Source organism: Streptomyces sp. NPDC001852 (genome assembly GCF_042891825.1).
Lineage (GTDB): Bacteria > Actinomycetota > Actinomycetes > Streptomycetales > Streptomycetaceae > Streptomyces.
Genome location: NZ_JBIATN010000016.1, coordinates 158,873 through 184,379, shown reverse-complemented (window position 1 = coordinate 184,379; position 25,507 = coordinate 158,873). Strand labels below are relative to the sequence as shown.

Sequence of the window (25,507 nt, the reverse complement as noted above, 5' to 3'; positions counted from 1 at the left end):
CGTACGGTGTTCTCGACAGACCGGCGGCCCGGGGCGACAATCGTGCGGCCCCCGCCGGGGTGGCAGCCCTAGAGGAAGGTGTCGGTGTGCCCCGCCGCAGAATCGGCTTCTGGTACCGCTTCGCCGCGGTGCTTTGCAAACCGCCGCTGGTGGTTCTGATCAAGCGGGACTGGCGCGGAATGGAGCACATTCCGGCCGAGGGCGGATTTATCACGGTGGTGAACCACAATTCCCACGTGGATCCCTTCGCGTACGCGCACTATCAGTACAACACCGGACGTGTTCCGCGATTCCTGGCTAAGAGCGGACTCTTCAAGAAGGGATTCGTCGGCGCCGCCATGCGCGGCACCGGGCAGATCCCCGTCTACCGCGAGTCCACGGACGCGCTCAGCGCCTTCCGGGCCGCGATCGACGCCGTGGAACGCGGCGAGTGCGTCGCCTTCTACCCCGAGGGCACCCTCACCCGCGACCCGGACGGCTGGCCCATGACCGGCAAGACCGGCGCCGCCCGCGTCGCCCTGCAGACCAAGTGCCCGGTCATCCCGATCGCCCAGTGGGGCGCCAACGAACTGCTGCCGCCGTACGCCAGGAAGCCGAACCTCTTCCCGCGCAAGACCCATCACGTGCTCGCGGGCCCGCCCGTGGACCTCTCGCGCTTCTACGACCGGGAGATGACCCCGGACCTGCTCAAGGAGGCCACCGAGGTCATCATGGCGGCCATCACCCGCCGGCTGGAGGAGATCCGCGGCGAGAAGGCGCCCGAGACGCCCTACGACCCGCGTCGCGAGCGCATCGAACAGCGGCGCCGCACCGAGGCGCAGACCGCGCAGACCGCGCAGGCCGCACAGACGTCGCAGGCGGCGCAGACCGTGCGGACCGAGGGCAAGGAACCGGAGGGGCAGGGCAAGTGAGCAAGGTGGTCAAGACGGCGGTCATGGGCACCGGCTCGTGGGGCACCGCCTTCGGCATGGTCCTCGCCGACGCGGGCTGCGACGTCACCCTGTGGGCCCGCCGTCCCGAGCTGGCCGAGGCCGTCAACTCCACCCGGACCAACCCCGACTACCTGCCCGGAGTCGAACTCCCGGAGAATCTCAGGGCGACCTCGGACCCGGCCGAGGCCCTGCGCGACGCGGACTTCACCGTCCTCGCCGTACCCTCCCAGACCCTGCGCGCCAACCTCGCCGAGTGGACCCCGCTGCTCGCCCCGGACACCGTGCTCGTCTCCCTGATGAAGGGCGTCGAACTCGGCTCCGCCATGCGGATGAGCGAGGTCATCGACGACGTCGCCAAGGTCGGCGCCGACCGCATCGCGGTCGTCACCGGGCCCAACCTGGCCCGGGAGATCGCCGCCCGCATGCCGGCCGCCGCCGTCGTCGCCTGCACCGACGTCTCCGTCGCCCAGCGCCTCCAGGCCGCCTGCCACACGCCGTACTTCCGGCCGTACACGGAAACCGACGTGGTGGGCTGCGAGCTGGGCGGTGCCGTGAAGAACGTCATTGGGCTCGCCGTCGGCATCGCGGACGGCATGGGGCTCGGCGACAACGCCAAGGGCTCGCTCATCACCCGGGGCCTCGCCGAGACCGCGCGGCTCGGTGTCGTGCTCGGCGCCGACCCGCTGACCTTCTCCGGACTCGCGGGCCTCGGCGACCTGGTGGCGACCTGCTCCTCGCCGCTGTCCCGCAACCACACCTTCGGCACCAACCTCGGCAGGGGCATGACCCTGCAGGAGACCATCGCGGTCACCAGGCAGACCGCCGAGGGCGTCAAGTCCTGCGAGTCCGTGCTGGATCTGGCCCGCAGGCACGGCGTCGACATGCCCATCACCGAGACGGTCGTCGCCATCGTCCACGAGGGCAAGTCCCCGGTGGTCGCCGTCAAGGAGCTGATGTCGCGCAGCGCGAAGCCGGAACGACGCTGAGCGAACCCCCTGAGTCGACGCTGTATCCGGGCTCTACCAACGGGTACTCTCGACGCGATATGAGCACCGAGAACCTTCCCCAGAGCCCTGAGCAGCCCTCGCGCAAGGCGCGCGTGGCCGTCGTGTTCGGCGGGCGCAGCTCCGAACACGGGATCTCCGTGGTCACCGCCGGCGCCGTCCTCAAGGCCATCGACCGGACGAAGTACGACGTCCTGCCGATCGGCATCACCCGGGACGGCCGTTGGGCGCTGACGGCCGACGAGCCGGAGCGGATGGCCATCACCGACCGCCGCACCCCCGAGGTCGCGGACCTCGCGGAGTCGTCCGAGGGCGGCGTGGTGCTCCCCGTCGACCCCGCCAACCGCGAGGTCGTCTACAGCGAGCCCGGCTCGGTGCCCAAGGCGCTCGGCGAGGTCGACGTGGTCTTCCCGGTGCTGCACGGCCCCTACGGCGAGGACGGCACCCTGCAGGGCCTCCTGGAGCTGTCCGGGGTGCCGTACGTGGGCGCGGGTGTGCTCGCCTCGGCCGTCGGCCAGGACAAGGAGTACATGAAGCGGATCTTCACCTCCTACGGGCTCAAGGTGGGCCCGTACGTGGTGATCCGGCCCCGCGAGTGGGAGCGGGACGAGTCCGGCGCCCGCAGGAAGATCGTCGACTTCGCCGGCGAGCACGGCTGGCCGCTGTTCGTGAAGCCCGCCCGCGCGGGCTCGTCCATCGGCATCACCAAGGTCGACGACCTGGCCGGCCTGGACGAGGCGATCGCCACCGCGCAGGCCCACGACCCGAAGATCCTCGTCGAGGCCGCCGTGCGGGGCCGTGAGATCGAGTGCGGCGTCCTGGAGTTCGAGGACGGCCCGCGCGCCTCCGTACCGGCCGAGATCCCGCCGCCGGACGCGCACGCGTACTACGACTTCGAGGCCAAGTACATCGACTCCACGCCCGGGATCGTCCCGGCGCCGCTCACCGAGGAGCAGACCGCCGAGGTGCAGCGGCTCGCGGTCGAGGCCTTCGAGGCGGTCTCCTGCGAGGGCCTGGTCCGCGCGGACTTCTTCCTCACCGAGGACGGCGAGTTCGTGATCAACGAGGTCAACACCCTGCCCGGCTTCACGCCGATCTCGATGTACCCGCAGATGTGGCAGGCCAGCGGCGTCAGCTACCCGGAACTGATCGAACGCCTGGTGCAGGCGGCACTGCGCCGCTCGACCGGCCTGCGCTGAGCAGCCGGCGCATCACCCGCGCATGGAGGCGATCCCCTTGGGGATCGCCTTCTTCACGGCCGGGGCGAGATCCGTGAGGATCGCCGTGCCCTCCTCCTGCGCCGACATCCCCTCGGGCAGACCGATCTGCACATACGCCACACGGCCCGCGGTGGTGAACCGCCAGGTGCCGTCGCTCTGCTTCTCCATCAGCCAGTCCACGCCGTTCACCCCGCCCGCGATGGCGTCGGGGTCACCGCCCTCGGCCACCTTGGGGTCGATCATCTTCGGCGGCCGTACGACACCGCAGCGCAGTATGATCGCCGGGTTTCCCCAGCCCGCCGTGTAGGCGGACCGGGGTTCGGGGTCGTTGCGGCTTCGCCCGTCGAGCTTCCGCGGCAGCGCCCGGTGCAGTTCCCGGCACACCGGTGCCGTCTTCGCGTCGGGGCTGGGAACCGCCACGGTGGCGCTGTCGTCTGCCGAGGAGCAGCCCGCGACCGCGATCAGCAGCGCGGGCGCGAGCAGGCCGAAGGGCCGGTGACCGAAAGAGTTCACCGGCCAAGGGTAGACGGGGGCTACAGATGCACGACCGGACAGGTCAGGGTGCGGGTGATGCCGTCCACTTGCTGGACCTTGGCGACCACCATGCGACCGAGGTCGTCGACCGTGTCGGCCTGGGCGCGCACGATGACGTCGTACGGTCCCGTCACGTCCTCGGCCTGGATCACTCCAGGGATCTTGCTGATCGTCTCGGCGACGGTCGACGCCTTGCCGACCTCCGTCTGGATCAGGATGTACGCCTGTACCACGGAACCTCCAGAGCGGCCACGAGGATCATGTGGGGAAAAGGAACGCCACGGTATCGCGTCGCCGCTCCCCGCGGGGAGACCTGCGGGAACCGGGCTTGCGCGCCAGGGTGCAGGCACGACGGAAGTTGACGGTCGCAAGACCGTTCCTACGGTCATCCGGACCGTATCGACAGTCACCTCGACCGTATCGGGGACACTGATGACGCGCGACTGGGCACGGCATGGCAGAGAAGGGGAGCAAGGGCAATGAAGGGCACTGTTGGTGAGCTCGGGGAGTTCGGGCTCATCAGGGAGCTCACCTCCCGTCTCACCACCACCCCGGCGGTCCGGATCGGCCCCGGCGACGACGCCGCGGTGGTCGCCGCGCCCGACCGCCGGGTGGTGGCGAGCACCGACATCCTGCTGGAGGGGCGGCACTTCCGCCGCGACTGGTCCACGGCCTACGACGTCGGCCGCAAGGCGGCGGCGCAGAACCTCGCCGACATCGCCGCGATGGGCGCCGTACCGACCGCCCTGCTGCTCGGCCTGGTCGTCCCGGCCGAACTCCCGGTGACCTGGCCCAGCGAACTGATGGACGGGCTGCGCGACGAGTGCCAGGTCGCGGGCGCCTCCGTGGTCGGCGGTGACGTCGTACGCGGCGACACGATCATGGTGTCGATCACCGCGCTCGGCGATCTGCGCAACCAGGAGCCCGTCACCCGGGCCGGCGCCCAGCCCGGCGACCTGGTGGCCGTCACGGGCTGGCTGGGCTGGTCAGCGGCCGGTTACGCGGTCCTCTCCCGCGGTTTCCGCTCCCCGCGCGCCTTCGTGGAGGCCCACCGCCGCCCGGAGCCGCCGTACCACGCGGGACCGGCCGCTGCCGGGCTCGGCGCGACCGCGATGTGCGACGTGAGCGACGGCCTGATCGCCGACCTCGGGCACATCGCCGAGGCCAGCAAGGTCCGTATCGACATCCGCTCGGGTGCGATCGACATCCCGACGCAGATGAACGACATCGGGCAGGCCGTCGGCGTGGATCCGCTGCAGTGGGTGCTGACCGGCGGAGAGGACCACGCGATCGTCGCGACCTTCCCGGCGGACACCAAGCTCCCGGCCCGCTGGAAGGTCATCGGCGAGGTCCTCAACCCCTCCGCGCTGCCCCAGGTGACCGTCGACGGCGCGCCCTGGACCAGCAAGGGCGGCTGGGACCACTTCGGGGACATCGAGTCATGAGCCCCCCGAGGGTGCTCACGGTGGCCGGATCCGACTCCGGGGGCGGGGCCGGGATCCAGGCCGACCTGAAGACGATGCTGGCGCTCGGCGTGCACGGGATGAGCGTGATCACGGCGGTGACCGCGCAGAACTCGCTGGGCGTGCAGGGCGCCTGGGAGCTGCCCGTGGAGGCGGTCCGGGCCCAGTACCGCAGCGTCGTGGACGACATCGGCGTCGAGGCCGTGAAGACCGGCATGCTGGCCTCGGCGGAACTGGTCGAGGCGGTCGCCGAGTTGATCTCCGGCACGGACGCGCCGGCCGTCGTGGACCCGGTGGGCGTCTCCAAGCACGGGGATCCGCTGCTGGCCGCGTCCGCGCTGGACTCCGTACGGACGAAGCTGCTCCCGGTGGCCACGGTCGCCACCCCGAACCTCGACGAGGTGGCCCAACTCACGGGGGTGCCGGTCGAGTCCGAGGACGACCTGCGACGGGCCGCGGACGCGGTGCTGGAGTTCGGGCCGCGGTGGGTGCTCATCAAGGGCGGGCACTTGGCGGGCGAGGCCGTGGACCTGCTCACGGACGGTGCCGCCGAGTACCGGCTGCGTGCACCCCGTCACGACAACCGGCACACCCACGGCACGGGCTGCACGCTGGCGTCGGCCGTCGCCTCGGGGCTGGCGAAGGGCCTGAGCGTGCCGGAGGCGGTCACGAGGGCCAAGGAGTACGTCACGGGCGCGATCGCCGCGGGGTTCTCCCTGGGGGCGGGGATCGGCCCGGTGGACCACGGCTGGCGCCTGCGGGGCTGACACCGGCGCCGGGTACGGCAGAAGGCGCGGGGTACGGCAAAAAGCCGGTCCACCCTCGGGTGGACCGGCTCAGTGCAGCGAACCAGGCAGTGGCCGCGCGCTCAGCTGTAGCGTCAGCGCGAGACCTTGCCGGCCTTGATGCACGAGGTGCAAGCGTTCACGCGCTTCGGCGTCCCGCCGACCACGGTACGCACACGCTGGATGTTCGGGTTCCAGCGGCGGGACGTACGGCGGTGCGAGTGCGAGATGTTGTTGCCGAAGCCCGGCCCCTTGCCGCAGACGTCGCAGTTGGCAGCCACGGGTCACTCCAAAGACTTCAGATGCACTTACGGTTAATCCCGGCATGCCGGGATCGAGATCCTAAGATCTGAGATCTTGAGTGGCGTTGCCAGGGGAACGGCCCGATCAGGATCGGGCAACCGGAGCAGCATACAACGGCTGCGCCCGTAGAACGAAACTACCATGGCAGCTCAGGGCACCGCTTCCGGCCCTCTTCCGGTGGACCCCGCTTCGGGGTCTACGCTGCGTCCACGTCCAGCCAGCAGGTCAGGGAGGCGCAGGTGGCGCAGGTGCCGCAGACATTCCTCGATGCTCTCGCGGTGCGCACCTGGTGCGGTCTGGCGCTCGGAGCGCTCGGGCGCGCGCGTGAGGAGATCGACGCGATCAACGTCTATCCGGTGGCCGACGGCGACACCGGAACGAATCTCTACCTCACCCTGGAATCGGCGACCACGGCCGTGGAGGCGGTGTTCGCCGGGTACGGGACGGGTGCCGGGGAGCCCTCGCTGGGGGATGCCGTGCGCGCGATGGCCCACGGGGCGCTGATCGGGGCGCGGGGCAACTCCGGGACGATCCTGGCGCAGCTGCTGCGCGGCATGGCGCAGGTGCTCGCCGAGGGCGGTGCGGCCTCGCGCGTCGACGGCGCGGCGCTGCGGCTGGCGCTGCGGCGGGCCGCCGACTCCGCCCGGCAGGCCGTCGCCCACCCCGTCGAGGGCACGGTGCTGACCGTCGCCTCGGCCGCCGCCGAGGCCGCGGAGGAGGCCGAGGGTGACTGCGGCACGGTCGCGCGGGCGGCCTACGAGGGCGCGCGGAAGGCCCTGGCGGCCACTCCGGGCCAGCTGCCGGTACTCGGCCGGGCGGGGGTGGTCGACGCGGGCGGACGGGGGCTCGTGGCGGTGCTGGCGGCGCTGGTGGAGGCGTTCACGGGGGAGGCGGTGCGGGAGGTGCCGGGGATGCGTGAGGCGCCGGTGGCTCCGGACGCGGTTTCCGGCGGGCACGCGCGCGTGGAGGGCATCGCGGATGCGGACCTCTGTACCGAGGGCGCCGAGGACGGCGGTCCCGCCTACGAGGTGATCTACCTCCTGGAGGCCGGCGACACGGCGGTCGCCCGGCTCCGGGAACGCCTCGACGCGCTCGGTGACTCCCTGGTCGTGGTCGGCGGCGACGGGCTGTGGAACGTCCATGTGCACGTCGACGACGCGGGCGCCGCCGTGGAGGCGGGCGTGGAGGCCGGGCGGCCGTACCGGATCCGGATCACCCACTTCGGGCTCGGGGACGTCCACACGGGCGGCGAGCGGCCCCCGCGCGAGCGCGCCCAGCGAGCCGTCGTCGCCGTCGTACCGGGCGAGGGCCTGGCCGGGCTGTACACCGAGGCGGGCGCCACGACCGTGCTCGCGCGCCCCGGGGAGCCGCCCGCCAGCGGGGAACTGGTGCAGGCGGTACGACGTGCCCACGCGCGCGAGGTCGTCCTGCTGCCCAACGACGCCGAACTGCGCCACACGGCCGCGGCGGCCGCCGAACAGGCCCGCGCCGAGGGCATCCGGGTGGCCCTGATCCCGACCCGCTCGGCGGTCCAGGGCATCGCCGCGCTCGCCGTGCACGAGCCGGGGCGCCGGTTCGACGAGGACGTGGTCCAGATGACCGCGGCGGCGGGCGCCACCCGGTACGCCGAGGTCGTCGTCGCCGAACGCCAGTCCTGGACGACGGCCGGCATCTGCCAGGCCGGGGACGTGCTCGGACTGATCGACGGCGACGTGGCCGTGATCGGCGAGGAGGTCACCGCCACCGCCGCGACCGTCCTGGACCGCATGCTCCAGGCCGGCGGCGAGCTGGTCACCCTCGTCGTCGGCGACGAGGCCCCCGAGACCGTCGCCGAGCATCTCCAGGCCCGCGTGCGGGAGTCCTACCTCGCCGTGGACACGGTCGTGTACCGGGGCGGCCGGCAGGGGACCCTGCTGCTCATCGGCGTGGAGTGAGGACCGGGGCAGCGCCCGGGCCTCACGGCTCCGGCTCGTCGAGCATCCGGGCGGCTTCCGCCCGCCGCGCCCGGGCGGTCTCGTCCGCGTGGCCGGCCCCTTCGTAGGCGGCGAGCACGGCACGCGCGCGTGCCGCCGCCTCCACGGCCCGGCCGAGGCCGGCCTCCAGCCGGCCGGCGGCGAGTTCGGCACCGGTACGATCGTGCAGCCGGTCCGCGCCCAGGGCGTCGAACAGCGCGGCCGCCCGCTCCATCTGGACCAGCGCCGCCTCGAACGCGGCCTGGATCGCGCCGTCTTCGACCTCCTCGTCCGCCGAGCGGGCCAGTAGATCTCCGAACTGTCGGTGCGTGTCGGCGAGTTCGGCCGTGAGCTGCTCCCGGGACACCGGGTCGGCCGCGGCCCGAAGCGCGCGCTCGCACTCCCGCACCGCCTCGGTCATCAGCTCCCGGGCGCCCTCCGCTCCGCCCTCCCCGCGCAGCGCGAGCCAGCCGCGGGCGCGCAGGGAGCGGACGAGGAAGGCCGGGTTGCCCAGCGCGCGCCACAGTTCACCCGCGCGCGTGTACGCCTCGTCCGCCTCCTCCAGCAGGCCGGCCCTGCTCAGGGACTCGGCCGCGAGGTGGGCGAGCGTGGCGTGGTCCTGCTGCTCGGGCCAGTGCCGGGCGGTCTCGGCCGCCCGCAGCCGGTGTTCGGCGGCCGCGCGGTGATCGCCCAGCTCGCTCAGGCAGTCGCCGAGCCACCACCGCGCCTGTACGACGGCCCCGTCCCCGTGCGTCCCGGCGGACAGGTCGGCCAGCGCCGACTCCAGCACCTCGGCGGCCTCGGCGTACCGTCCCTGCCCCAGCAGGAACCCGCCCAGCTGCTGCCGCGCCCAGGCACCCAGCGTGCCGCTCTCGCCCGCCTCGTCGGCCCAGTGCGCGGCCTCCAGCGCGTGCTCGGCCGCCTCGACGACCTCACCCCGGGCGCCGACGACCTCGGCGAGCTGCAGATGCAGCTGGGCCCGCCCGACCGGCTCCACGTGCGGCCCGCCGTGCTCCAGCGCGGCCCGCAGCGCCCGCTCGGCCCCGGCCGGGTCACCGGCCTGATGGGCCAGTGCGGCGACCTGCGCTTCGTACTCCACGGCGAACCACGGCAGCCCGGCGTCCACGTACGCGTCGGCCGCCCGCCGGAACAGCTCCGCGGCCCGCCCGGTGTCCCCGCGCAGCCCGGCGAGCTCGGCGAGCATGGCCCGCGCCTCCGCGGCCCGGGCGGCCAGCCGCACCTCGCCCCCGGTCCGCCCGTCGACCAGCGCCAGCACCTCACGCACGGCCTGCTCGGCCCGCACCAGAACATCCCGCACCCGCCCCGGCACAGCCCCGGGCGCAACGGCGTCCCCGGCCCCCGACCGACGCCCGGCTTTCTCCGTCGCTCCGGGGAGCGTGCTGTCAGGCAGCAGGACTTCGCGCTCCGTCTCGTCCGAGCCCACCGCAGGTGCGGGGCTGCCTCCGTCCGGTGCCTCCAGGACCGGTGCCCCCTGGTGCACGCACCGCATCAGGATGCGGGCCCGGCTCATCAGCACCGACGCCGTCTGCCGTAGGCCGGTGGACTCCTCGGCGTACAACGCCAGGGCCTCGTCGTACAGGGCGGTGGCCGTCCCCAGGGCCACGTCCACCTCGCCCGTCAGGGCGCGGACGTACGCGCCACGCGCGCGTGCCGCCAGGGCCTCGCCGGGGTCGCCCGCCTCCGCGTACAGGGCCGCTGCCCGCTCGAACAGCTCGATGCCCGCGGGGCCGCGGGACATCGCCTCGTGGTCGGCGAGCTCCGCGCGGTCGCGCGGCTCCAGTTCCGTTTCGCCCGCGGCCCGTGCGACGGCCGCCCACGCCTCCAGGGCGTGCGGCTGCAGCGTCTCCGACAGCCGCCGCGCCTCGGCGAGCAGGGCCGCCAGGCCGGGCGCGTCGGGTACCTCCGGCGGCGGGGGCGCGGCCACCGAGGCTCGCGCGGGGCGCGAGCGCACGCCCAGCGGCAGGCGCTCCAGCAGCGGCCGCCGGGCCATACGCGCGCGTGCCCGGTCGCCGACGTACGACGTGCCGTTGCGCCGGTCGAACCGCTCGGCCAGGTCCAGTGCCTCCACGCGCGCGTGGGCCGCGAGTTCGCTCGCCGTCCAGGTGCGCCCCGCCGGCCCCGGCACCCGCTGCCCGGCGAGGCCCAGCTCGGTCAGCCGGTCCATCAGCAGCGTCACCACGGCCATGAAGTCCAGCCGGCTGCGCGGATGCCCCGTGTCCGTGAAGTAGGCGGGCCGTTCGGCGAGCAGCTCCAGCGCCCGTGCCTCGTTCCCGGTCAGCGCGCAGAACTCCACATGGTCGGCGTACGCGCCGCGCATCGACTCCATCGGGCGGACGAGGCGCAGGCCCCGCAGATGGTTCGCGCGCGCCTCGTCCACGCGGCCCAGGCGCAGCAGCGGGGCCAGCGAGGAGGCCAGCACGGTGTGCGGTTCGTGCGCGCAGGCGAACTCACCCTCCAGCACCGGCCGCCACAGCTCCAGGGCCTCCGCGTCCCGGCCGCGCTCGGCCTGCCAGACGCCCTGCCCGTTCAGCTCGCACGCGTGGCAGTCGGCCATCGCGTCCCGGTCCGCGGCGAGCCACGCCGCGTACGCCCGCTCCGCGCGCGCCAGGTCCCCGATGTGCGCGGCCACGCTGAACTCGGCCCCGCGCACGGCCCGTTCGGAATGCCCGGCGAGCCGGTAGCGGTGCTCCATCTCGCCGAGCCACTTCTCGATCGAGGCGAGCGGGACGTGCGGCTGGTCCAGCATGCCCGCCGACACCCACTTGAAGACCCAGTGCAGCGAGTGCGCCTCGTACGCGTCGAAGTCCTCGGGTCGTTCGTCCCACATGCGCAGCAGTCGCGCGAACGGGACGAACATCTTGTCCTTCTCGGAGCTGTAGTTGTAGACCTTCAGCTGGTGCCCGAGCGCCTCGATGACGGCCAGCGGGATGCCGAGGCCCTCCGCCTCGGCCAGCAACTGCTCCGCGCGGGCGTTGCGGGCCGGGCCCTCCGGCTGCCCGGAGTTCTCCGCCATCGCCCGGCGCAGCGCGTCGAAGTCCGTGATCTCACCCATCAGTCGCCGTTCTCCCCGTGTGTGGCCCATTCCAGCAGGCCGATGAACGCGCGGTTCAGCAGTGCCGAGTCCGCCGGGCCGAGCGGGCGCCGCGCCATCAGCAGGGCCTGCCCGTACAGCGACTCGGTGGCGGTGCCGACCAGTTCCGGGTCCTTCAGCGAACCGATGCGCCGCACCAGCGGGTTGAGATGGTTGAGCACCAGACGCGCGCGTGGCGCGCTGCCGCGCAGCGAGCCGAGGATGCCCGCCCACAGGTCGTCGGCCCGCTCCTCGGCCGCCGCGCGGGCCTGCTCGTGGCGCGCGGCCCGGTCGTCCAGGTGCAGCGCGGGCACCGACAGCGGGTGGAAGGCCCGCAGGACGACATCGCAGCCCAGGGGGTCGAGTTTCGCCCGCGCCGCCGCCAGGAAGCCGGACAGGGCGAGCTCCTCGCCCGCGTCGACGGGGTCCAGGTGCGCGGTCACGGTGTCCGCGTCCAGCTCGGCGACCATCGTGCCCGGCCGCACCGACGGCAGCGCCTCGACCAGGTCGCCGTCGTACGTGTAGCCGCCGTTGACCACGCCGACGCCCTGCGCGGAGGCGATCGGCGCGACCTGCCGGTACTCCTCCACGGTCCGCGTGAAGTGCACCACCGGGTGCCGCTGCGCGAACTCCTCCAGGGACAGCTGCCCGTCGGTCGTCTCGAACGGCAGCCAGGGCAGCATCGTGCGCAGCATGTCGCGATCGTGCCGGGCGAGGGACTTCACTCCCAGGTGGTGCACGGCGAGGAAGGCCGTCAACCGCTCCGGATCACCGGCGGCGAGCCCGGTGAGCCAGGACCGGATCCTTTCGCCGAGCGCCTCCCGTACGGCGGCCAGCGTCTCGTCCTCGTACAGCGCCTCGCGCGAGGCCGTGGGCCGCAGACTGTCGGTGTCCAGCACGCAGCGCACGAAGAACGCCCAGTCGGGCAGCAGCTGTTCGGCCCGCTCGGTCAGCAGCATGCCCTTCAGATGCACCCGGTGGGTCGCCCGCTGGGCCGGGCTCACGGCCGCCGGCAGCACGTACGCCACCCCGCGGATCCCGGCCAGCGGCACCTCAAGGTCGATCGAGTCCAGCGGCGCGAACCCGAACAGCCGGCGGCAGTGGCGGGCCAGTGCCGCCCTTCTGCTCGACGGGCTCGGATACGGCCGGTCCCAGGGCGCGGGCAGATCGGTGACCGGCTCCTCGCCCACCCGGACGTCGTACGGCAGCAGGGCACCGAAGTCGCGGGCCAGGGTCAGGACGCGCTCGGGCGCCAGCCACTCGGCCGCCCCGGGCCGCGCGGTCAGGTGGACGGTCGTACCGGGGCCGGGCCGCGCGGCGTCCGGCAGGGTCCGCACGGTGTACGAGCCGTCGTCGCACGCCGTCCACTCCACCGGTGGTGCGCCGGGCGTACGGGCGCTGCGGCTGACCACCCGGATCCGCTCGGCGACCACGAAGCAGGCCAGCAGGCCGATGCCGAACTGGCCGAGGAAGTCCGTGCGGGCCTCCTGCAGGCCCTCGGCCCGCTTGGAGCTGCGCCCGATGGTGGCCAGCAGCTCGTGCACGTCCGCTTCGGTGAGACCGATGCCGCTGTCCTCCACGCGCAGGCCGCCGCCGTCGGCGTACAGCCGCACGCGGGCCGGGGCGTCGGGCTCCGCACGCCGCCGTGCCGTGATGGCGTCGACGGCGTTCTGCAGCAGCTCGCGCAGATAGACCTTGGGGCTCGAGTAGAGGTGATGGGAGAGCAGGTCCACCAGACCGCGCAGGTCGACCTGGAACATGTGAGGTTGGTGAGGTGATGGGGATGCCTGGGATGACTGTGGGGTCTGAGAGTCCATCGTCACTGCGCCGGAGGGGGAGGCATGCGGCGCGGGGTCGGGCGGTCCCGGCGGGGCGGTGACCGCGGGGGACGGCCGGAGCGCGCCATCCTAGGGCCGAACAGCCCGGCTGACCAGGGTTTTCCCGGCATTGTCGGTGGCGTGGTGTGCAATGGATCTCGTGCCCGCACTTCAAGAACCACTGAAGCAGCCCCTGAAGTCGGTGCTCGGCCCCGCCACCGCGAAGGTGATGGCCGAGCACCTCGGCCTGCACACCGTCGGCGACCTCCTCCACCACTACCCGCGCAGATACGAGGAGCGCGGCCAGCTCACCCAGCTCGCCGACCTCCCCATGGACGAGCACGTCACGGTGGTCGCCCAGGTCGCCGACGCGCGCCTGCACACCTTCGCCTCCGCCAAGGCCCCGCGCGGCAAGGGCCAGCGCCTGGAGGTTACGATCACCGACGGCAGCGGCCGGCTCCAGCTGGTCTTCTTCGGCAACGGCGTGCACAAGCCCCACAAGGAGCTGCTGCCGGGCACCCGCGCGATGTTCGCCGGCAAGGTCTCGGTCTTCAACCGTCGCCTCCAACTGGCCCATCCTGCCTATGAGTTGCTGCGAGGCGACAGTGAGGAAACGGTGGAGAGCTGGGCCGGCGCGCTGATCCCCATCTACCCGGCCACCGCCAAACTGGAGTCCTGGAAGATCGGCAAGGCGGTCCAGACGGTGCTGCCCACCGCCCAGGAGGCCCGCGACCCGCTGCCGCCGTCCCTGTGCGAGGGACGTGGCCTGGTCCCGCTCCCGGAGGCCCTGCTCAAGATCCACCGCCCGCACACCAAGGCCGACATCGCCGACGCCCGCGCCCGCCTGAAGTGGGACGAGGCCTTCGTCCTCCAGGTCGCCCTGGCCCGCCGCCGGCACGCGGACACCCAACTTCCCGCCGTCCCCCGCAAACCCAAGCCCGACGGCCTCCTCGCGGCCTTCGACGACCGCCTGCCTTTCACCCTCACCGAGGGCCAGCAGAAGGTCTCCAAGGAGATCTTCGACGACCTCGCCACGGAACACCCGATGCACCGCCTGCTCCAGGGAGAGGTCGGCTCGGGCAAGGCCCAGCCGCTGGACTCGCTCGTCCTCACCCCTGTTGGTTTCCGTCGCATGGGCGACTTGAAGACAGGGGACGAGGTCATCGTGCCGGACGGGGAGGTCGCCCTGATCGACGGCCTCTTCCCGCAAGGAGAACGCGACGTCTGGCGTCTGATCCTTTCGGACGGAAGCTCTGTGGAGTGCGACGACGAACATCTCTGGATCGTCGGCACGAGCTGCGGGTGGCATCGGGGGCAGCCGCCCAAGGTCATGACCACTCGGGAGATCCGCCTGGACACATTGAAGGCCAACGGATCCTCGAAGTGGTACATCCCGGCCGCAGCCCCCGTCGACCTCGGAGACGACTCGGCGCTGCCGATGGATCCTTACCTTTTCGGCCTTCTCCTAGGGGACGGTTCCTTCCGCCACAACTTGCGCCTGTCCACTATCGATGACGAGATCCGGGATGCCGTGGCGGCCGCCGTGGCGCCAGAATGCCGGTTGGTGCCAGTGCAGGGCTCCCGTTGCGACTACACGATCCAGCTCGCGCAACGTGTCGGCGGGGCGCGAAATCCAGTGATCCAAGCCCTGCGCGATCTGGGTCTGTGGGATCTGACATCACACGACAAGTTCGTTCCCGACGTGTTCAAGAACACGTCGATCAAGAACCGTCATGCTGTACTCCAGGGGCTCATGGACACTGATGGGACCGTCCATACGGGCGGCTTCAGCGCCTCGTTCTGCTCCGCCTCGCGCAGGCTCGCGGACGATGTCGCATGGCTGGTGCGCTCCCTGGGAGGCCGGGCGCGGATCCTGCCGAAGCGGGCTGCGTTCAATGTCTCCGTGTCCCTGCCCGATGCCTATGCCCCGTTCAGGCTTACGCGCAAGGCTGAACAGGTAGGTCCCCGGCCGAAGTACAACACCTTCCGACGCGGAGTCCGCTCAGTCGAGTACGTGGGACGAAAGCCGGTCCAGTGCATCAGCGTCGCCCACCCGAGCCACGCGTACGTCACCGACCACTTCACGGTCACCCACAACACCATGGTCGCCCTGCGTGCCATGCTCGCCGTGGTCGACGCGGGCGGGCAGGCCGCCATGCTCGCGCCCACCGAGGTGCTCGCCCAGCAGCACCACCGCTCGGTCACCGAGATGATGGGCGAGCTGGCTGAAGGCGGCATGCTGGGCGGCGCCGAGCACGCCACCAAGGTCGTCCTGCTCACCGGCTCCATGGGCGCCGCCGCCCGCCGGCAGGCCCTGCTGGACCTGGTCACCGGCGAGGCCGGCATCGTCATCGGCACGCACGCCCTGATCGAGGACAAGGTCCAGTTCCACGACCTCGGCCTGGTCGTGGTCGACGAGCAGCACCGCTTCGGCGTGGAGCAGCGCGACGCCCTGCGCGGCAAGGGCAAGCAGCCCCCGCACCTGCTGGTCATGACGGCCACCCCGATCCCGCGCACGGTCGCCATGACGGTCTTCGGCGACCTGGAGACCTCCGTCCTCGACCAGCTCCCGGCCGGCCGCTCCCCGATCGCCAGCCACGTCGTCCCCGCCGCCGACAAGCCGCACTTCCTCACCCGCGCCTGGGAGCGGGTCCGCGAGGAGGTGGCGAACGGCCATCAGGCGTACGTCGTCTGCCCCCGGATCGGGGACGAGGAGGACGATCCCGGGAAGGCCAGGCAGAAGTCCCCCGAGGACGAGGCGGAGAAGCGCCCGCCGCTCGCCGTCCTGGACATCGCCGACCAGCTGGGCCGCGGCCCCCTGCAGGGCCTGAAGGTGGAGGTCCTGCACGGCCGTATGCACCCCGACGACAAGGACGCGGTGATGCGCCGCTTCGCCGCGGGCGAGACCGACGTCCTGGTCGCCACCACGGTCATCGAGGTCGGCGTGAACGTCCCCAACGCCACGGTGATGGTCATCATGGACGCCGACCGCTTCGGCGTCTCCCAGCTCCATCAGCTCCGCGGCCGCGTCGGCCGGGGTTCGGCCCCCGGACTGTGCCTGCTGGTCACCGAGATGCCCGAGGCCAGCGCGGCCCGCCAGCGGCTGAACGCCGTCGCCTCCACCCTCGACGGCTTCGAGCTCTCCCGTATCGACCTCGAACAGCGCCGCGAGGGCGACGTCCTCGGCCAGGCCCAGTCCGGCGCCCGCTCCTCCCTGCGCGTCCTCGCGGTCATCGAGGACGAGGAGGTCATCGCGGAGGCGAGGCAGGAGGCGACGGCGCTGGTGGCGTCCGATCCGGAGCTGGAGCGCCTGCCGGGTCTGCGTACGGCTCTCGACGCTCTTGTGGACGAGGACAGGGAGCAGTACCTGGAAAAGGGCTGAGCCACAATGAACGTACTGCCGCCCACGAAGAAGGACCCCACATGACCCGCGTGATCGCCGGCCGGGCCGGCGGACGGCGCCTCTCGGTACCTCCTGGTACCGGAACCCGCCCCACCTCCGACCGCGCACGCGAAGGTCTCTTCTCCACCTGGCAGTCACTGTTGGGCGGCCCCCTGGACGGCGAACGGGTCCTCGACCTCTACGCCGGATCGGGCGCCGTGGGCCTGGAAGCCCTCTCCCGGGGCGCCGGCCACACCCTCCTCGTCGAAGCCGACGCCCGCGCGGCGAGAATCGTGCGCGAGAACGTGAAGAACCTGGGCCTTCCCGGCGCCGAAGTGCGAGCGGGCAAAGCAGAACAGATCATCAGGCAACCGGCGCCGGAAGAGCCGTACGACCTCGTCTTCCTCGACCCCCCGTACGCCGTCACAGATCACGATCTTCGCGAGATTCTGCTCACACTCCACTCGGAGGGCTGGCTCGCTGAGCAAGCGCTCGTCACCGTGGAGCGCAGCACCAGAGGCGGCGCATTCCAGTGGCCGGACGGCTTCGAGGCGATCAGGTCCCGTCGCTACGGCGAGGGAACGTTTTGGTACGGTCGCGCCGCCTCTACGTGCGAAGACGCACGATGACCGGACCGGAGAGCGAGGGATCACAAGTGCGCCGCGCCGTCTGTCCCGGGTCGTTCGACCCGATCACCAACGGACATCTCGACATCATCGCCCGAGCCTCCCGTCTCTACGACGAGGTCTACGTCGCGGTGATGATCAACAAGTCCAAGAAGGGCCTGTTCGAGATCGAGGAGCGGATCGAGCTGATCCGCGAGGTCACCGCCGAGTACGCGAACGTCCGCGTCGAGGCTTTCCACGGCCTCCTCGTCGACTTCTGCAAGCAGCGCGACATCCCCGCCATCGTCAAGGGCCTGCGCGCCGTCAGCGACTTCGACTACGAACTGCAGATGGCCCAGATGAACATCGGCCTCACGGGGGTCGAGACGCTGTTCGTGCCCACCAACCCCACCTACAGCTTCCTCTCCTCCTCCCTGGTCAAGGAGGTCGCGGCCTGGGGCGGCGACGTCTCCCACCTGGTGCCCGCCCCGGTGCTCGAGGCCCTGAACAAGCGCCTGCGCAAGGACTGATGGGGCTACAGTCGTCCCGTCCGTCTCCAACCCGGCTGTAGAGAGTGGCGAGCACAGGTGGACGTGCAGAAGAAGCTCGACGAGATCGTCTCCACGGTCTCCGGCGCCCGGTCCATGCCCATGTCGGCGTCGTGCGTGGTCAACCGCGCCGAGCTGCTCGCGATGCTCGAAGAGGTGCGCCAGGCGCTGCCCGGCTCCCTCGCACAGGCGCAGGAGCTGATCGGCGACCGTGAGCAGATGGTCGAGCAGGCCCGCATGGAGGCCGAGCGGATCATCGAGAGCGCGCACGCCGAGCGCGGCTCGCTGATCTCCGACACCGAGATCGCCCGCCGCTCCCAGGCCGAGGCCGACCGGATCCTCGCCGAGGCCCGCAAGGAGGCCGAGGAGATCCGCGCCGAGGCCGACGACTACGTCGACTCCAAGCTCGCCAACTTCGAGGTCGTCCTCACCAAGACCCTCGGCTCGGTGGGCAGGGGCCGGGAGAAGCTGCTCGGCACCGGGCCCGGCCTGGACGAGAACGGCTACGAGGACGAGGACGCCCCCGAGCGCAGCCACGACCCGGAGACCCTGCGCCACAACGCCGACCAGTACGTCGACGTCAAGCTGGGCGCCTTCGAGGCGGTCCTCGCCAAGACCCTGGAGGCCGTCGGCCGCGGCCGGCAGAAGCTGCACGGCCGGATCGCCACGGACGACCTCGGCGCCCTCGCCGACGACACCACGACCTTCCAGCACTCCAGCGACGCCGACTACCTGGCCGACCTCGCCGCCCTCGCCGAGCAGGACGCCCCGGCCGAGCGCACCGACCGGCACCAGCAGCCGCAGCAGCAGCAGCCGTCGTACGAGCCACAGCCGGCGTATGCGTACGACCAGCAGCAGCCGGACCCCTACGGCGGCTTCCCGCAGCAGCCCGCCTACGGGCAGCAGGACCCGTACGGCTACCAGCAGGCCGACCCCTACGCCTATCAGGGCTACGACCAGCAGCAGGCCGCCTACGACCCCCAGCAGGCCCACCAGCACCAGCACCAGCAGCAGCCGCAGCAGCCGCAGCAGGGCTATGCCCTGGACGAGACCAGTCTCTTCGACACGGGCATGATCAGCGCCGAGCAGCTGCGGGCCTACGAGCAGGGGCGCGGTCTACAGTGACGTACCGGATTGGGCCCTGAGGGAAAGGTCCAGTATCCTGGCTCTTCGGTCGCGCGTACGTCCGCGATCACCGCTGCCCGCGACACCGACGGGCGGCGGCCCTCCGAGCTCGAAGATCGAAAGCAGGAATGGCCTCCAACGCCCGCCTCGACCACCGCAACCCCCTCGTGTTCGACACGCACGAGCTGGGTCGGCGTCCTGGCGCGCTCCAGCGCCTGTCCCGCACGATCGACGCTCCCGCCGATCTCGGCATCCAGGGGGTCATCGGAGTGCCGGAAGGCGCCCCGGTGGAGCTCGAACTCCGGCTCGAGTCGGTCATGGAAGGGGTGCTCGTCACAGGCACCGCCCGTGCACAGGCCGAGGGGGAGTGCGTAAGGTGTCTGGAGCCGGTCGGGCTGGAGCTCGAAGCGGACTTCCAGGAACTGTTCTCGTACCCTGACGCCGACGACCGGGGCCGCGTGATCGCGGAACCGGGCGACGACGCCGAGGACGACGAGGACAGGTTCTTCCTCGAGGACGGACTCTTCGACCTCGAACCTCTGCTGCGCGATGCGGTGGTGCTCGCACTGCCGATGCAGCCGGTGTGCCAGGAAGACTGCCCGGGCCTGTGCTCCGAGTGCGGAGCGCGGCTCGCGGACGACCCGGACCACCATCACGACGCCGTCGACATCCGTTGGGCGGCTTTGCAGGGACTCGCCGGTTCACTCGAAGACGGCGAGAAGGACGAGATGAGCGGCGCTGACGCGGAAGCGGGCGTCGACGAGAAGCAGGAGAAGTAGCCGTGGCTGTTCCGAAGCGGAAGATGTCGCGCAGCAACACGCGCCACCGCCGGTCGCAGTGGAAGGCTGCGGTCCCCACCCTGGTTGCGTGCGAGCGCTGCCACGAGCCCAAGCAGCAGCACATCGCGTGCCCGTCTTGCGGCACCTACAACAAGCGCCAGGTCCTCGAAGTCTGAGCGGGCTGGTGAGAGGCACTGTGTCCAGTCCCAAGAAGGCGGAAGACGCCAAGGCGGACGCACCCGCCAAGAAGAAGGCGGACAACCAGGCCTCGTCCCACACGCTTCTGGAAGGGCGGCTCGGCTACCAGGTCGAGTCCGCCCTTCTGGTGCGCGCGCTGACCCACCGTTCCTACGCGTACGAGAACGGCGGTCTGCCGACGAACGAGCGGCTGGAGTTCCTCGGTGACTCCGTCCTCGGCCTCGTCGTCACGGACACGCTGTACCGCATCCACCCCGACCTGCCCGAAGGCCAGCTGGCCAAGCTGCGGGCCGCGGTGGTCAACTCGCGTGCGCTGGCGGAGGTCGGCCGCGGCCTCGACCTGGGCTCCTTCATCCGGCTCGGCCGCGGTGAAGAGGGCACGGGCGGCCGGGACAAGGCGTCCATCCTCGCCGACACCCTCGAAGCGGTGATCGGTGCGGTCTATCTCGACCAGGGCCTCGACTCGGCGTCCGAGCTGGTGCACCGGCTCTTCGACCCGCTGATCGAGAAGTCCTCGAACCTCGGTGCCGGCCTGGACTGGAAGACCAGCCTCCAGGAGCTGACCGCGACCGAAGGACTCGGCGTGCCCGAGTACCTGGTCACGGAGACCGGCCCCGACCACGAGAAGACCTTCACTGCTGCCGCCCGCGTCGGAGGCGTCTCGTACGGCACCGGCACCGGCCGCAGCAAGAAGGAGGCGGAGCAGCAGGCCGCCGAGTCCGCCTGGCGGGCCATCAAGGCCGCGGCGGACGAGCGCGCCAAGGCGGCCAAGGAGGCCCAGCAGGCCGACGAGGCGGCCAAGGCCGCGGCCAAGAACGACGAGTCGTCGTCGGCTCCCGCCTGACCCACAGCAGTACCGAGCGCCCGCCCCGCCCGTCCCGGCGGAGCGGGCGCTCGGCCATCCACCGCTCCGTACGGGGGTCGCGATGCCCGAGTTGCCCGAGGTCGAGGTCGTCCGGCGCGGTCTGGCGCGCTGGGTCGCCCACCGCACCGTCGCCGAGGTCGAGGTGCTGCACCCGCGCGCCGTACGCCGGCACATCGCGGGCGCCGACGACTTCGCGCACCAGCTCAAGGGCCACCACATCGGCGCGCCCAGCCGCCGCGGCAAGTACCTCTGGCTGCCCCTGGAGGAGACGAACCAGTCCGTCCTCGCCCACCTCGGCATGAGCGGCCAGTTGCTGGTGCAGCCGCAGGAGGCGCCGGACGAGAAGCACCTGCGCATCCGGATCCGGTTCGCCGACTCCCTCGGCACCGAACTGCGCTTCGTGGACCAACGCACCTTCGGCGGGCTGTCGTTGCACGACAACACCCCCGACGGCCTGCCCGACGTCATCGCGCACATCGCCCGCGACCCCCTCGACCCGCTGTTCGACGACGAGGCGTTCCACCGGGCGCTGCGCCGCAAGCGGACCACCATCAAGCGGGCCCTGCTGGACCAGTCACTGATCAGCGGCGTCGGCAACATCTACGCGGACGAGGCGCTGTGGCGCGCCCGCATCCACTACGAGCGCCCGACGGCGAACCTCACCCGTCCGGTCACGACCGAACTCCTCGGCCACGTCCGGGACGTGATGAACGCGGCCCTCGCCGTCGGCGGCACCAGCTTCGACAGCCTGTACGTCAACGTCAACGGCGAGTCGGGCTACTTCGACCGGTCGCTGGACGCGTACGGCCGGGAGGGCGAGCCCTGCAACCGGTGCGGCACCCCGATCCGCCGCCGCCCCTGGATGAACCGTTCCAGCTACTTCTGCCCGAAGTGCCAGCGCCCCCCGAAGGTCCGGGCGGCGGTGCCGGCCGGCCGGGGCTGAGAGGAACAGCCGTATGGCGCTGCCCGGACAGGGCGAGTTCTCGCTCGTCCTGCGCACCGACTTCTCCGACGACCCGGCCTGGGACGCGGTGTGCGCGGAGATCGAGGAGACGGAGGAGTTCTCGACGGCCGTGTTCGTCAGCGATCCCCGGTTCGCCGGGGTGAGCGTCCGGGCACTGGTCGAGGAGGACGCCGCCGCCGACGACGACGCGAAGGTCTTCTACGTGTTCCTCGCGGACGAGACCACCATGGCGGACGCGGAGCACCGCCTCCTGGCCGTCGACCTCGCCGACGAGCCCGGCCGCACCTTCCGGGTCCCGCCTGCCTGGTTCTCCGACATCTCCGTCAACCTCGGCATCGCGAACATGGACTTCGCCGAGTTCGCGGACTGCGTCGACGGCTCGGGCACCTACCGGGGCTGCGGCGACGGCTGACCGCCACCCGGCTGTGCCGGCCGACGGCCGTCGTACGCCTCGCGTGCCGCCAGCACCTCGTCCATGGCGCCTTCCACGCAGTGGATGAGCGCCAGCAGCCGCTCGGCGACCTGACGGCCCAGGGGAGTGAGGTCGTAGTCCACGCGCGGTGGGTTGGTCGGCTGTGCCTCGCGGTGCACCAGGCCGTCGCGTTCCAGCGCGTGCAGCGTCTGGGACAGCATCTTCTCGCTCACCCCGTCCACCCGGCGGCGCAGCTCGTTGAAGCGCAGCGAACCCTCGTACAGCGCGCCGAGCGTGAGGCCGCCCCAGCGGCCCGTGACGTGCTCCAGCGTGCCGCGGGACGGGCAGGCCTTGGCGAAGACGTCGTAGGCGAGGTCGTCGGGGTCCTGGGCGGTGGCGCTCATACCGGCGGTCATGGCGCAAGGATACTCCCGCACAGCGCTAACCGGCAGGTTGCACTAACCAAGAGTTAGTGCTTTCCTGGGGTCACCGCTTTCGATCTGCCCATTCGAGGAGTCCCTGTGACCACCCCTGTCGTTTCCATCGCCTACCACTCCGGCTTCGGCCACACCGCAGTCCTCGCCGAGGCCGTCCGGGCCGGTGCCGCCGAGGCAGGTGCCGAGGTGCACCTGATCAAGGTCGACGAGATCACCGACGAGCAGTGGGAGACGCTGGACCGCTCCGACGCCATCGTCTTCGGCTCGCCCACCTACATGGGCACGGCCTCCGGGGCCTTCCACGTCTTCGCCGAGGCCACCTCCAAGCGCTGGTTCGGCCAGGACTGGAAGGACAAGCTGGCAGCGGGCTTCACCAACTCGGCCTCCAAGAGCGGCGACAAGCTGCACACCCTGCAGTTCTTCCAGACGCTCGCCGCCCAGCACGGCATGACCTGGGTCAACCTCGGTCTGCTCCCCGGCTGGAACGCCAGCACCGCCTCCGAGAACGACCTCAACCGCCTCGGCTTCTTCGCCGGCGCCGCCGCCCAGAGCAACAACGACCAGGGTCCCGAGGGCGTCCACAAGGCCGACGTGGCCACGGCCGAGCACCTGGGCCGCCGCGTCGCGGACACCGCCCGGCAGTTCGCGCGGGGCCGGATCGCCGCCTGACGCCAACGGGGCGGGGAACGAGCCGTGGCGTAGGTGGGGACGGGCTGTGCCGGGTCGGCTCAGTACCCGAAGTCCTGCGTCCACCAGGGCCCGCCCGGGCCGAAGTGGACGCCGACGCCCAGGGTCTTGAAGTCGCAGTTCAGGATGTTGGCGCGGTGGCCGGGGCTGTCCATCCAGGCCTGCATCACCGCCGCCGCGTCGGCCTGGCCGCGGGCTATGTTCTCGCCGCCGAGGTCGGTGATCCCGGCCGCCGCGGCCCGGTCCCACGGCGTCCTGCCGTCCGGGTCGGTGTGGTCGAAGAAGTCCCGTGCCGCCATGTCGTCGCTGAACGACTCGGCCAGCCTGGTCAGCGAGGAGTTCGTGGTCAGCGCGCTGCACCCGACCTTCGCCCGCTCCTCGTTGACGAGCCTGAGCACCTCGGTCTCCGCCGCGGCCGTGTCCGTCTTCGACACCGCCACCGGTGCGGAACCCGCCCTCGGCGCCTTGGACGCCGTAGCCGACGGAACCTCCGTCGACGGGGCGGACGCCGTCGCCCGCGGCGTCGGCGTCCCGGTCGCCGTCTGCGACGGGGTGGGGGTGGGGGAGGCCGACGGGGACGCCGACCGGGAGGCGGAGGCCGACGGGCTCGGGGCGGACGGGCTCGGGGACCGGGAGGGCCCGGAGGCGTGACCGGTGCCCGAGCCCGTGGGATCGTCGGCACTGCCCGAGGCGCCGCCCTGCTCGGCGGCCGTGTTGCTCGGCGCGGGCACCGCCTGCAGGCGCGCGTCCCCGGTGGTGTGCGTGTCGCCGCCGAGTCGGTAGTTCTGCAGACCCGGTATGACGCCGGTGGCCACCGCGGCCGTACCGAGGGCCACGGCCACGGACACCCCGAGCAGGCCCGCGCGCACCGGCCGCGCGCCCTTCCTGCGGCGCCGGTGACCGGAGGAGAGGCCGTCGGCCGGGGCGAAGCCACCGGCCCCGGAGCCGCCCGCGCCGTCGTGCTCCGCCGCGAACAGATAGGCGTGCGCCCTGGCGGTCGCCTCGGCGTAGGCCATCGGCTGCAGACCGGTCGCCGGGAAGTGCAACTCCGGGTTCAGATACGGCGCGATGCCCCGCGGCGCCTGTTCGCGCCGGACGATCTCCGTCCGTCCGCGCCGGACGATCTCACCCGGGTACGGCTCCCGCCGGGCGCCGCCCTGGTAGGGGTCCTGCCAGGCCTCACCCGCGAACGGGTCCTGCCAGGCCTCACCCGCGAACGAGCCCTGCCAGGCCTCACCCGCGAACGAGCCCTGCGGGACACCGCCCCCGGTGACGGAGCGCTGCGTGTGGGTGCCCCGCGTGGCGCGGCCCGTGGCGGAGCGGCCGGCGGTGGAGCGTCGGTGGCGTCCCATGTCCTTGCCCTCTTCCTCGTCCTCGCGGTGGGCCGGCGCCTGCGCGGCCGATGGGCTTCCCATGGCCAACCCGACTCACCCGATCGAGTGAGTTTCATATGAGATGCATGGGGTCGGGACGCTACCGCATGCCGTCGGCGAGCGATGTGAACCGAGCGACACCGGCCGGTTAGGTTGCACCCATGAGCGAGGATGTACGACTGGTCGCCTGGGTGCGTGGACGCGTGCAGGGTGTGGGTTTTCGCTGGTTCACGCGTGCCAAGGCGCTGGAGATCGGCGGCCTGAGTGGTTTTGCTCTCAATTTGGCCGACGGCCGCGTCCAGGTCGTCGCGGAGGGCCCGCGCGAGGACTGTGAGGGGCTGCTGGACTGGCTCCAGGGCGACGACACGCCCGGACACGTGGACGGAGTCACCGAGATCTGGGACACACCCCGCGGCGGCTACGACGGCTTCGCCATCCGCTGAGCCGATTCCGTAAAGGCGCGCAGGCCGGCGCACCGGGAGCTGCCGGGGGCACATGCACACCGCAGAAACGACCTGGTGGTTGCCAAGAACGGGCCGGCATGGCAGGCTCCGCAGGAACAGCTGATCGCCACGCCCTGAGGGTCCCGGAAGACTCGCTGCGCCGCCGCTTTTCCGGCCGCGCGCCCCGGTTTGCCCGCCAATACAGGGCGTGATCGTGTTGACCGTCAAACTTTTTGGTGAGACGCTGAAAGCCCCGCGCACCTTAGCTGTTTGGCATGGAGCAGCACTAGAGCAACACCCGAATGTGCCAAGCACCGCGGGTGCTATCCCTCACGACCCACACCGCATCGGTCGGTCACTCATTGTGGAGGACCATCCATCATGGCAAAGGCGCTTCTCGGTTACGTCGGCGGCTCCGACCCGCGACTCCTCGCCGAGATGCGACGGCTGCAGCAGCGCGTCCAGGACCTGGAGTCCGAGCTCGTACGGATCCAGGCGGAGAACGAAGCGCTGGCGGCTGCCGCCTCTCAGGACAGGATCATGGAGAGCATCGACGCACACCAGGCGGAGCCTGCGCTCACCTGATCA

The 25,507-nt window shown here is 71.7% G+C and carries 25 protein-coding genes; 18 read left to right on the top strand and 7 right to left on the bottom strand.

Annotation, left to right across the window (positions count from 1 at the left end; genetic code table 11):
- The first annotated feature begins 86 nt into the window (after positions 1 to 86).
- From ACFYZB_RS27485 to ACFYZB_RS27475, 3 genes are read left to right on the top strand one after another with little or no spacing between them, the layout of a single operon-like run.
- Positions 87 to 911: a lysophospholipid acyltransferase family protein gene (locus ACFYZB_RS27485; protein ID WP_388763284.1), complete on the top strand. Its 825-nt coding sequence runs from the start codon at positions 87 to 89 to the stop codon at positions 909 to 911.
- Complete coding sequence (locus ACFYZB_RS27480; protein ID WP_388763282.1) at positions 908 to 1,918, top strand: NAD(P)H-dependent glycerol-3-phosphate dehydrogenase; 1,011 nt, start codon at positions 908 to 910, stop codon at positions 1,916 to 1,918. Before ACFYZB_RS27485 ends, ACFYZB_RS27480 begins: the two co-directional genes overlap by 4 nt.
- Positions 1,919 to 1,977: 59 nt before the next feature.
- Positions 1,978 to 3,135: a D-alanine--D-alanine ligase family protein gene (locus ACFYZB_RS27475; RefSeq protein WP_351216344.1), complete on the top strand. Its 1,158-nt coding sequence runs from the start codon at positions 1,978 to 1,980 to the stop codon at positions 3,133 to 3,135.
- A gap of 12 nt (positions 3,136 to 3,147) precedes the next feature.
- Here ACFYZB_RS27475 and ACFYZB_RS27470 read toward each other — a convergent pair whose 3' ends face one another.
- Both ACFYZB_RS27470 and ACFYZB_RS27465 read right to left on the bottom strand, forming a co-directional pair.
- The gene (locus ACFYZB_RS27470) at positions 3,148 to 3,669 is read right to left on the bottom strand and encodes a DUF3515 domain-containing protein (RefSeq protein ID WP_351216342.1); all 522 of its coding nucleotides are present in this window, start codon (positions 3,667 to 3,669) and stop codon (positions 3,148 to 3,150) included.
- 20 nt (positions 3,670 to 3,689) lie between these two features.
- Positions 3,690 to 3,923: an Lrp/AsnC family transcriptional regulator gene (locus tag ACFYZB_RS27465; protein ID WP_003997603.1), complete on the bottom strand. Its 234-nt coding sequence runs from the start codon at positions 3,921 to 3,923 to the stop codon at positions 3,690 to 3,692.
- A gap of 246 nt (positions 3,924 to 4,169) precedes the next feature.
- Between ACFYZB_RS27465 and ACFYZB_RS27460 the strand changes: the two genes are divergently transcribed.
- Together ACFYZB_RS27460 and thiD are read left to right on the top strand one after the other, a co-directional pair.
- A complete protein-coding gene (locus ACFYZB_RS27460) occupies positions 4,170 to 5,135 on the top strand; it encodes a thiamine-phosphate kinase (RefSeq protein WP_388763279.1) in 966 nt (321 codons plus the stop codon).
- Positions 5,132 to 5,920: a bifunctional hydroxymethylpyrimidine kinase/phosphomethylpyrimidine kinase gene (thiD, locus tag ACFYZB_RS27455; protein WP_388763277.1), complete on the top strand. Its 789-nt coding sequence runs from the start codon at positions 5,132 to 5,134 to the stop codon at positions 5,918 to 5,920. Before ACFYZB_RS27460 ends, thiD begins: the two co-directional genes overlap by 4 nt.
- Positions 5,921 to 6,033: 113 nt before the next feature.
- Here the strand turns inward: thiD and rpmB are convergent, their stop codons facing one another.
- A complete protein-coding gene (gene rpmB, locus ACFYZB_RS27450; protein WP_003993230.1) occupies positions 6,034 to 6,219 on the bottom strand; it encodes a 50S ribosomal protein L28 in 186 nt (61 codons plus the stop codon).
- A 261-nt stretch (positions 6,220 to 6,480) separates the two neighbouring features.
- On the opposite strand from rpmB, the gene ACFYZB_RS27445 reads away from it, so the two are divergent.
- Positions 6,481 to 8,175, top strand: coding sequence for a DAK2 domain-containing protein (locus ACFYZB_RS27445; protein ID WP_388763275.1), 1,695 nt, complete (start codon positions 6,481 to 6,483; stop codon positions 8,173 to 8,175).
- A 22-nt stretch (positions 8,176 to 8,197) separates the two neighbouring features.
- Here ACFYZB_RS27445 and ACFYZB_RS27440 read toward each other — a convergent pair whose 3' ends face one another.
- Both ACFYZB_RS27440 and ACFYZB_RS27435 read right to left on the bottom strand, forming a co-directional pair.
- Complete coding sequence (locus ACFYZB_RS27440; protein WP_388763274.1) at positions 8,198 to 11,266, bottom strand: tetratricopeptide repeat protein; 3,069 nt, start codon at positions 11,264 to 11,266, stop codon at positions 8,198 to 8,200.
- Positions 11,266 to 13,101 (bottom strand): HSP90 family protein, encoded by a 1,836-nt coding sequence (locus tag ACFYZB_RS27435; RefSeq protein ID WP_388763272.1) that lies wholly within the window; start codon positions 13,099 to 13,101, stop codon positions 11,266 to 11,268. The genes ACFYZB_RS27440 and ACFYZB_RS27435 overlap by 1 nt, the downstream gene beginning before the upstream one ends.
- Positions 13,102 to 13,252: 151 nt before the next feature.
- On the opposite strand from ACFYZB_RS27435, the gene ACFYZB_RS27430 reads away from it, so the two are divergent.
- The 9 genes from ACFYZB_RS27430 to ACFYZB_RS27390 all read left to right on the top strand — a co-directional run bounded on the left by ACFYZB_RS27430 (position 13,253) and on the right by ACFYZB_RS27390 (position 21,979).
- Complete coding sequence (locus ACFYZB_RS27430; RefSeq protein WP_388763270.1) at positions 13,253 to 16,483, top strand: helicase-related protein; 3,231 nt, start codon at positions 13,253 to 13,255, stop codon at positions 16,481 to 16,483.
- Positions 16,484 to 16,524: 41 nt separating this feature from the next.
- A complete protein-coding gene (gene rsmD / locus ACFYZB_RS27425; protein ID WP_351216330.1) occupies positions 16,525 to 17,112 on the top strand; it encodes a 16S rRNA (guanine(966)-N(2))-methyltransferase RsmD in 588 nt (195 codons plus the stop codon).
- Positions 17,113 to 17,138: 26 nt separating this feature from the next.
- Positions 17,139 to 17,618: a pantetheine-phosphate adenylyltransferase gene (coaD, locus tag ACFYZB_RS27420; RefSeq protein ID WP_067041222.1), complete on the top strand. Its 480-nt coding sequence runs from the start codon at positions 17,139 to 17,141 to the stop codon at positions 17,616 to 17,618.
- A 57-nt stretch (positions 17,619 to 17,675) separates the two neighbouring features.
- On the top strand, positions 17,676 to 18,761 hold the full coding sequence (locus ACFYZB_RS27415; protein ID WP_388763268.1) for an ATP synthase F0 subunit B: 1,086 nt from the start codon (positions 17,676 to 17,678) through the stop codon (positions 18,759 to 18,761).
- A 128-nt stretch (positions 18,762 to 18,889) separates the two neighbouring features.
- A complete protein-coding gene (locus ACFYZB_RS27410) occupies positions 18,890 to 19,540 on the top strand; it encodes a YceD family protein (protein WP_388763266.1) in 651 nt (216 codons plus the stop codon).
- A 2-nt stretch (positions 19,541 to 19,542) separates the two neighbouring features.
- On the top strand, positions 19,543 to 19,716 hold the full coding sequence (gene rpmF / locus ACFYZB_RS27405; RefSeq protein ID WP_003951102.1) for a 50S ribosomal protein L32: 174 nt from the start codon (positions 19,543 to 19,545) through the stop codon (positions 19,714 to 19,716).
- Positions 19,717 to 19,724: 8 nt separating this feature from the next.
- Positions 19,725 to 20,582 carry a ribonuclease III gene (rnc, locus tag ACFYZB_RS27400; protein ID WP_351216323.1) on the top strand — a complete coding sequence of 286 codons (858 nt, stop codon included), beginning with the start codon at positions 19,725 to 19,727 and terminating at the stop codon, positions 20,580 to 20,582.
- 82 nt (positions 20,583 to 20,664) lie between these two features.
- Positions 20,665 to 21,546 (top strand): bifunctional DNA-formamidopyrimidine glycosylase/DNA-(apurinic or apyrimidinic site) lyase, encoded by an 882-nt coding sequence (mutM, locus tag ACFYZB_RS27395; protein WP_388763264.1) that lies wholly within the window; start codon positions 20,665 to 20,667, stop codon positions 21,544 to 21,546.
- A gap of 13 nt (positions 21,547 to 21,559) precedes the next feature.
- Positions 21,560 to 21,979 carry a DUF6924 domain-containing protein gene (locus ACFYZB_RS27390; protein WP_388763262.1) on the top strand — a complete coding sequence of 140 codons (420 nt, stop codon included), beginning with the start codon at positions 21,560 to 21,562 and terminating at the stop codon, positions 21,977 to 21,979.
- Here ACFYZB_RS27390 and ACFYZB_RS27385 read toward each other — a convergent pair.
- Entirely contained in the window at positions 21,955 to 22,383 is a 429-nt protein-coding gene (locus ACFYZB_RS27385) for a helix-turn-helix domain-containing protein (RefSeq protein WP_351216378.1), read from the bottom strand. The genes ACFYZB_RS27390 and ACFYZB_RS27385 overlap by 25 nt on opposite strands.
- Before the next feature lie 117 nt (positions 22,384 to 22,500).
- Between ACFYZB_RS27385 and ACFYZB_RS27380 the strand changes: the two genes are divergently transcribed.
- A complete protein-coding gene (locus ACFYZB_RS27380) occupies positions 22,501 to 23,085 on the top strand; it encodes a flavodoxin family protein (protein WP_351216317.1) in 585 nt (194 codons plus the stop codon).
- Positions 23,086 to 23,144: 59 nt separating this feature from the next.
- Here ACFYZB_RS27380 and ACFYZB_RS27375 read toward each other — a convergent pair whose 3' ends face one another.
- Positions 23,145 to 24,455 carry a CAP domain-containing protein gene (locus ACFYZB_RS27375; protein WP_388763315.1) on the bottom strand — a complete coding sequence of 437 codons (1,311 nt, stop codon included), beginning with the start codon at positions 24,453 to 24,455 and terminating at the stop codon, positions 23,145 to 23,147.
- 182 nt (positions 24,456 to 24,637) lie between these two features.
- Between ACFYZB_RS27375 and ACFYZB_RS27370 the strand changes: the two genes are divergently transcribed.
- Positions 24,638 to 24,919: an acylphosphatase gene (locus tag ACFYZB_RS27370; protein WP_351216313.1), complete on the top strand. Its 282-nt coding sequence runs from the start codon at positions 24,638 to 24,640 to the stop codon at positions 24,917 to 24,919.
- Between the two features lie 381 nt (positions 24,920 to 25,300).
- The gene (locus ACFYZB_RS27365) at positions 25,301 to 25,504 is read left to right on the top strand and encodes a hypothetical protein (RefSeq protein WP_061925742.1); all 204 of its coding nucleotides are present in this window, start codon (positions 25,301 to 25,303) and stop codon (positions 25,502 to 25,504) included.
- The last annotated feature ends 3 nt before the right edge of the window (positions 25,505 to 25,507 follow it).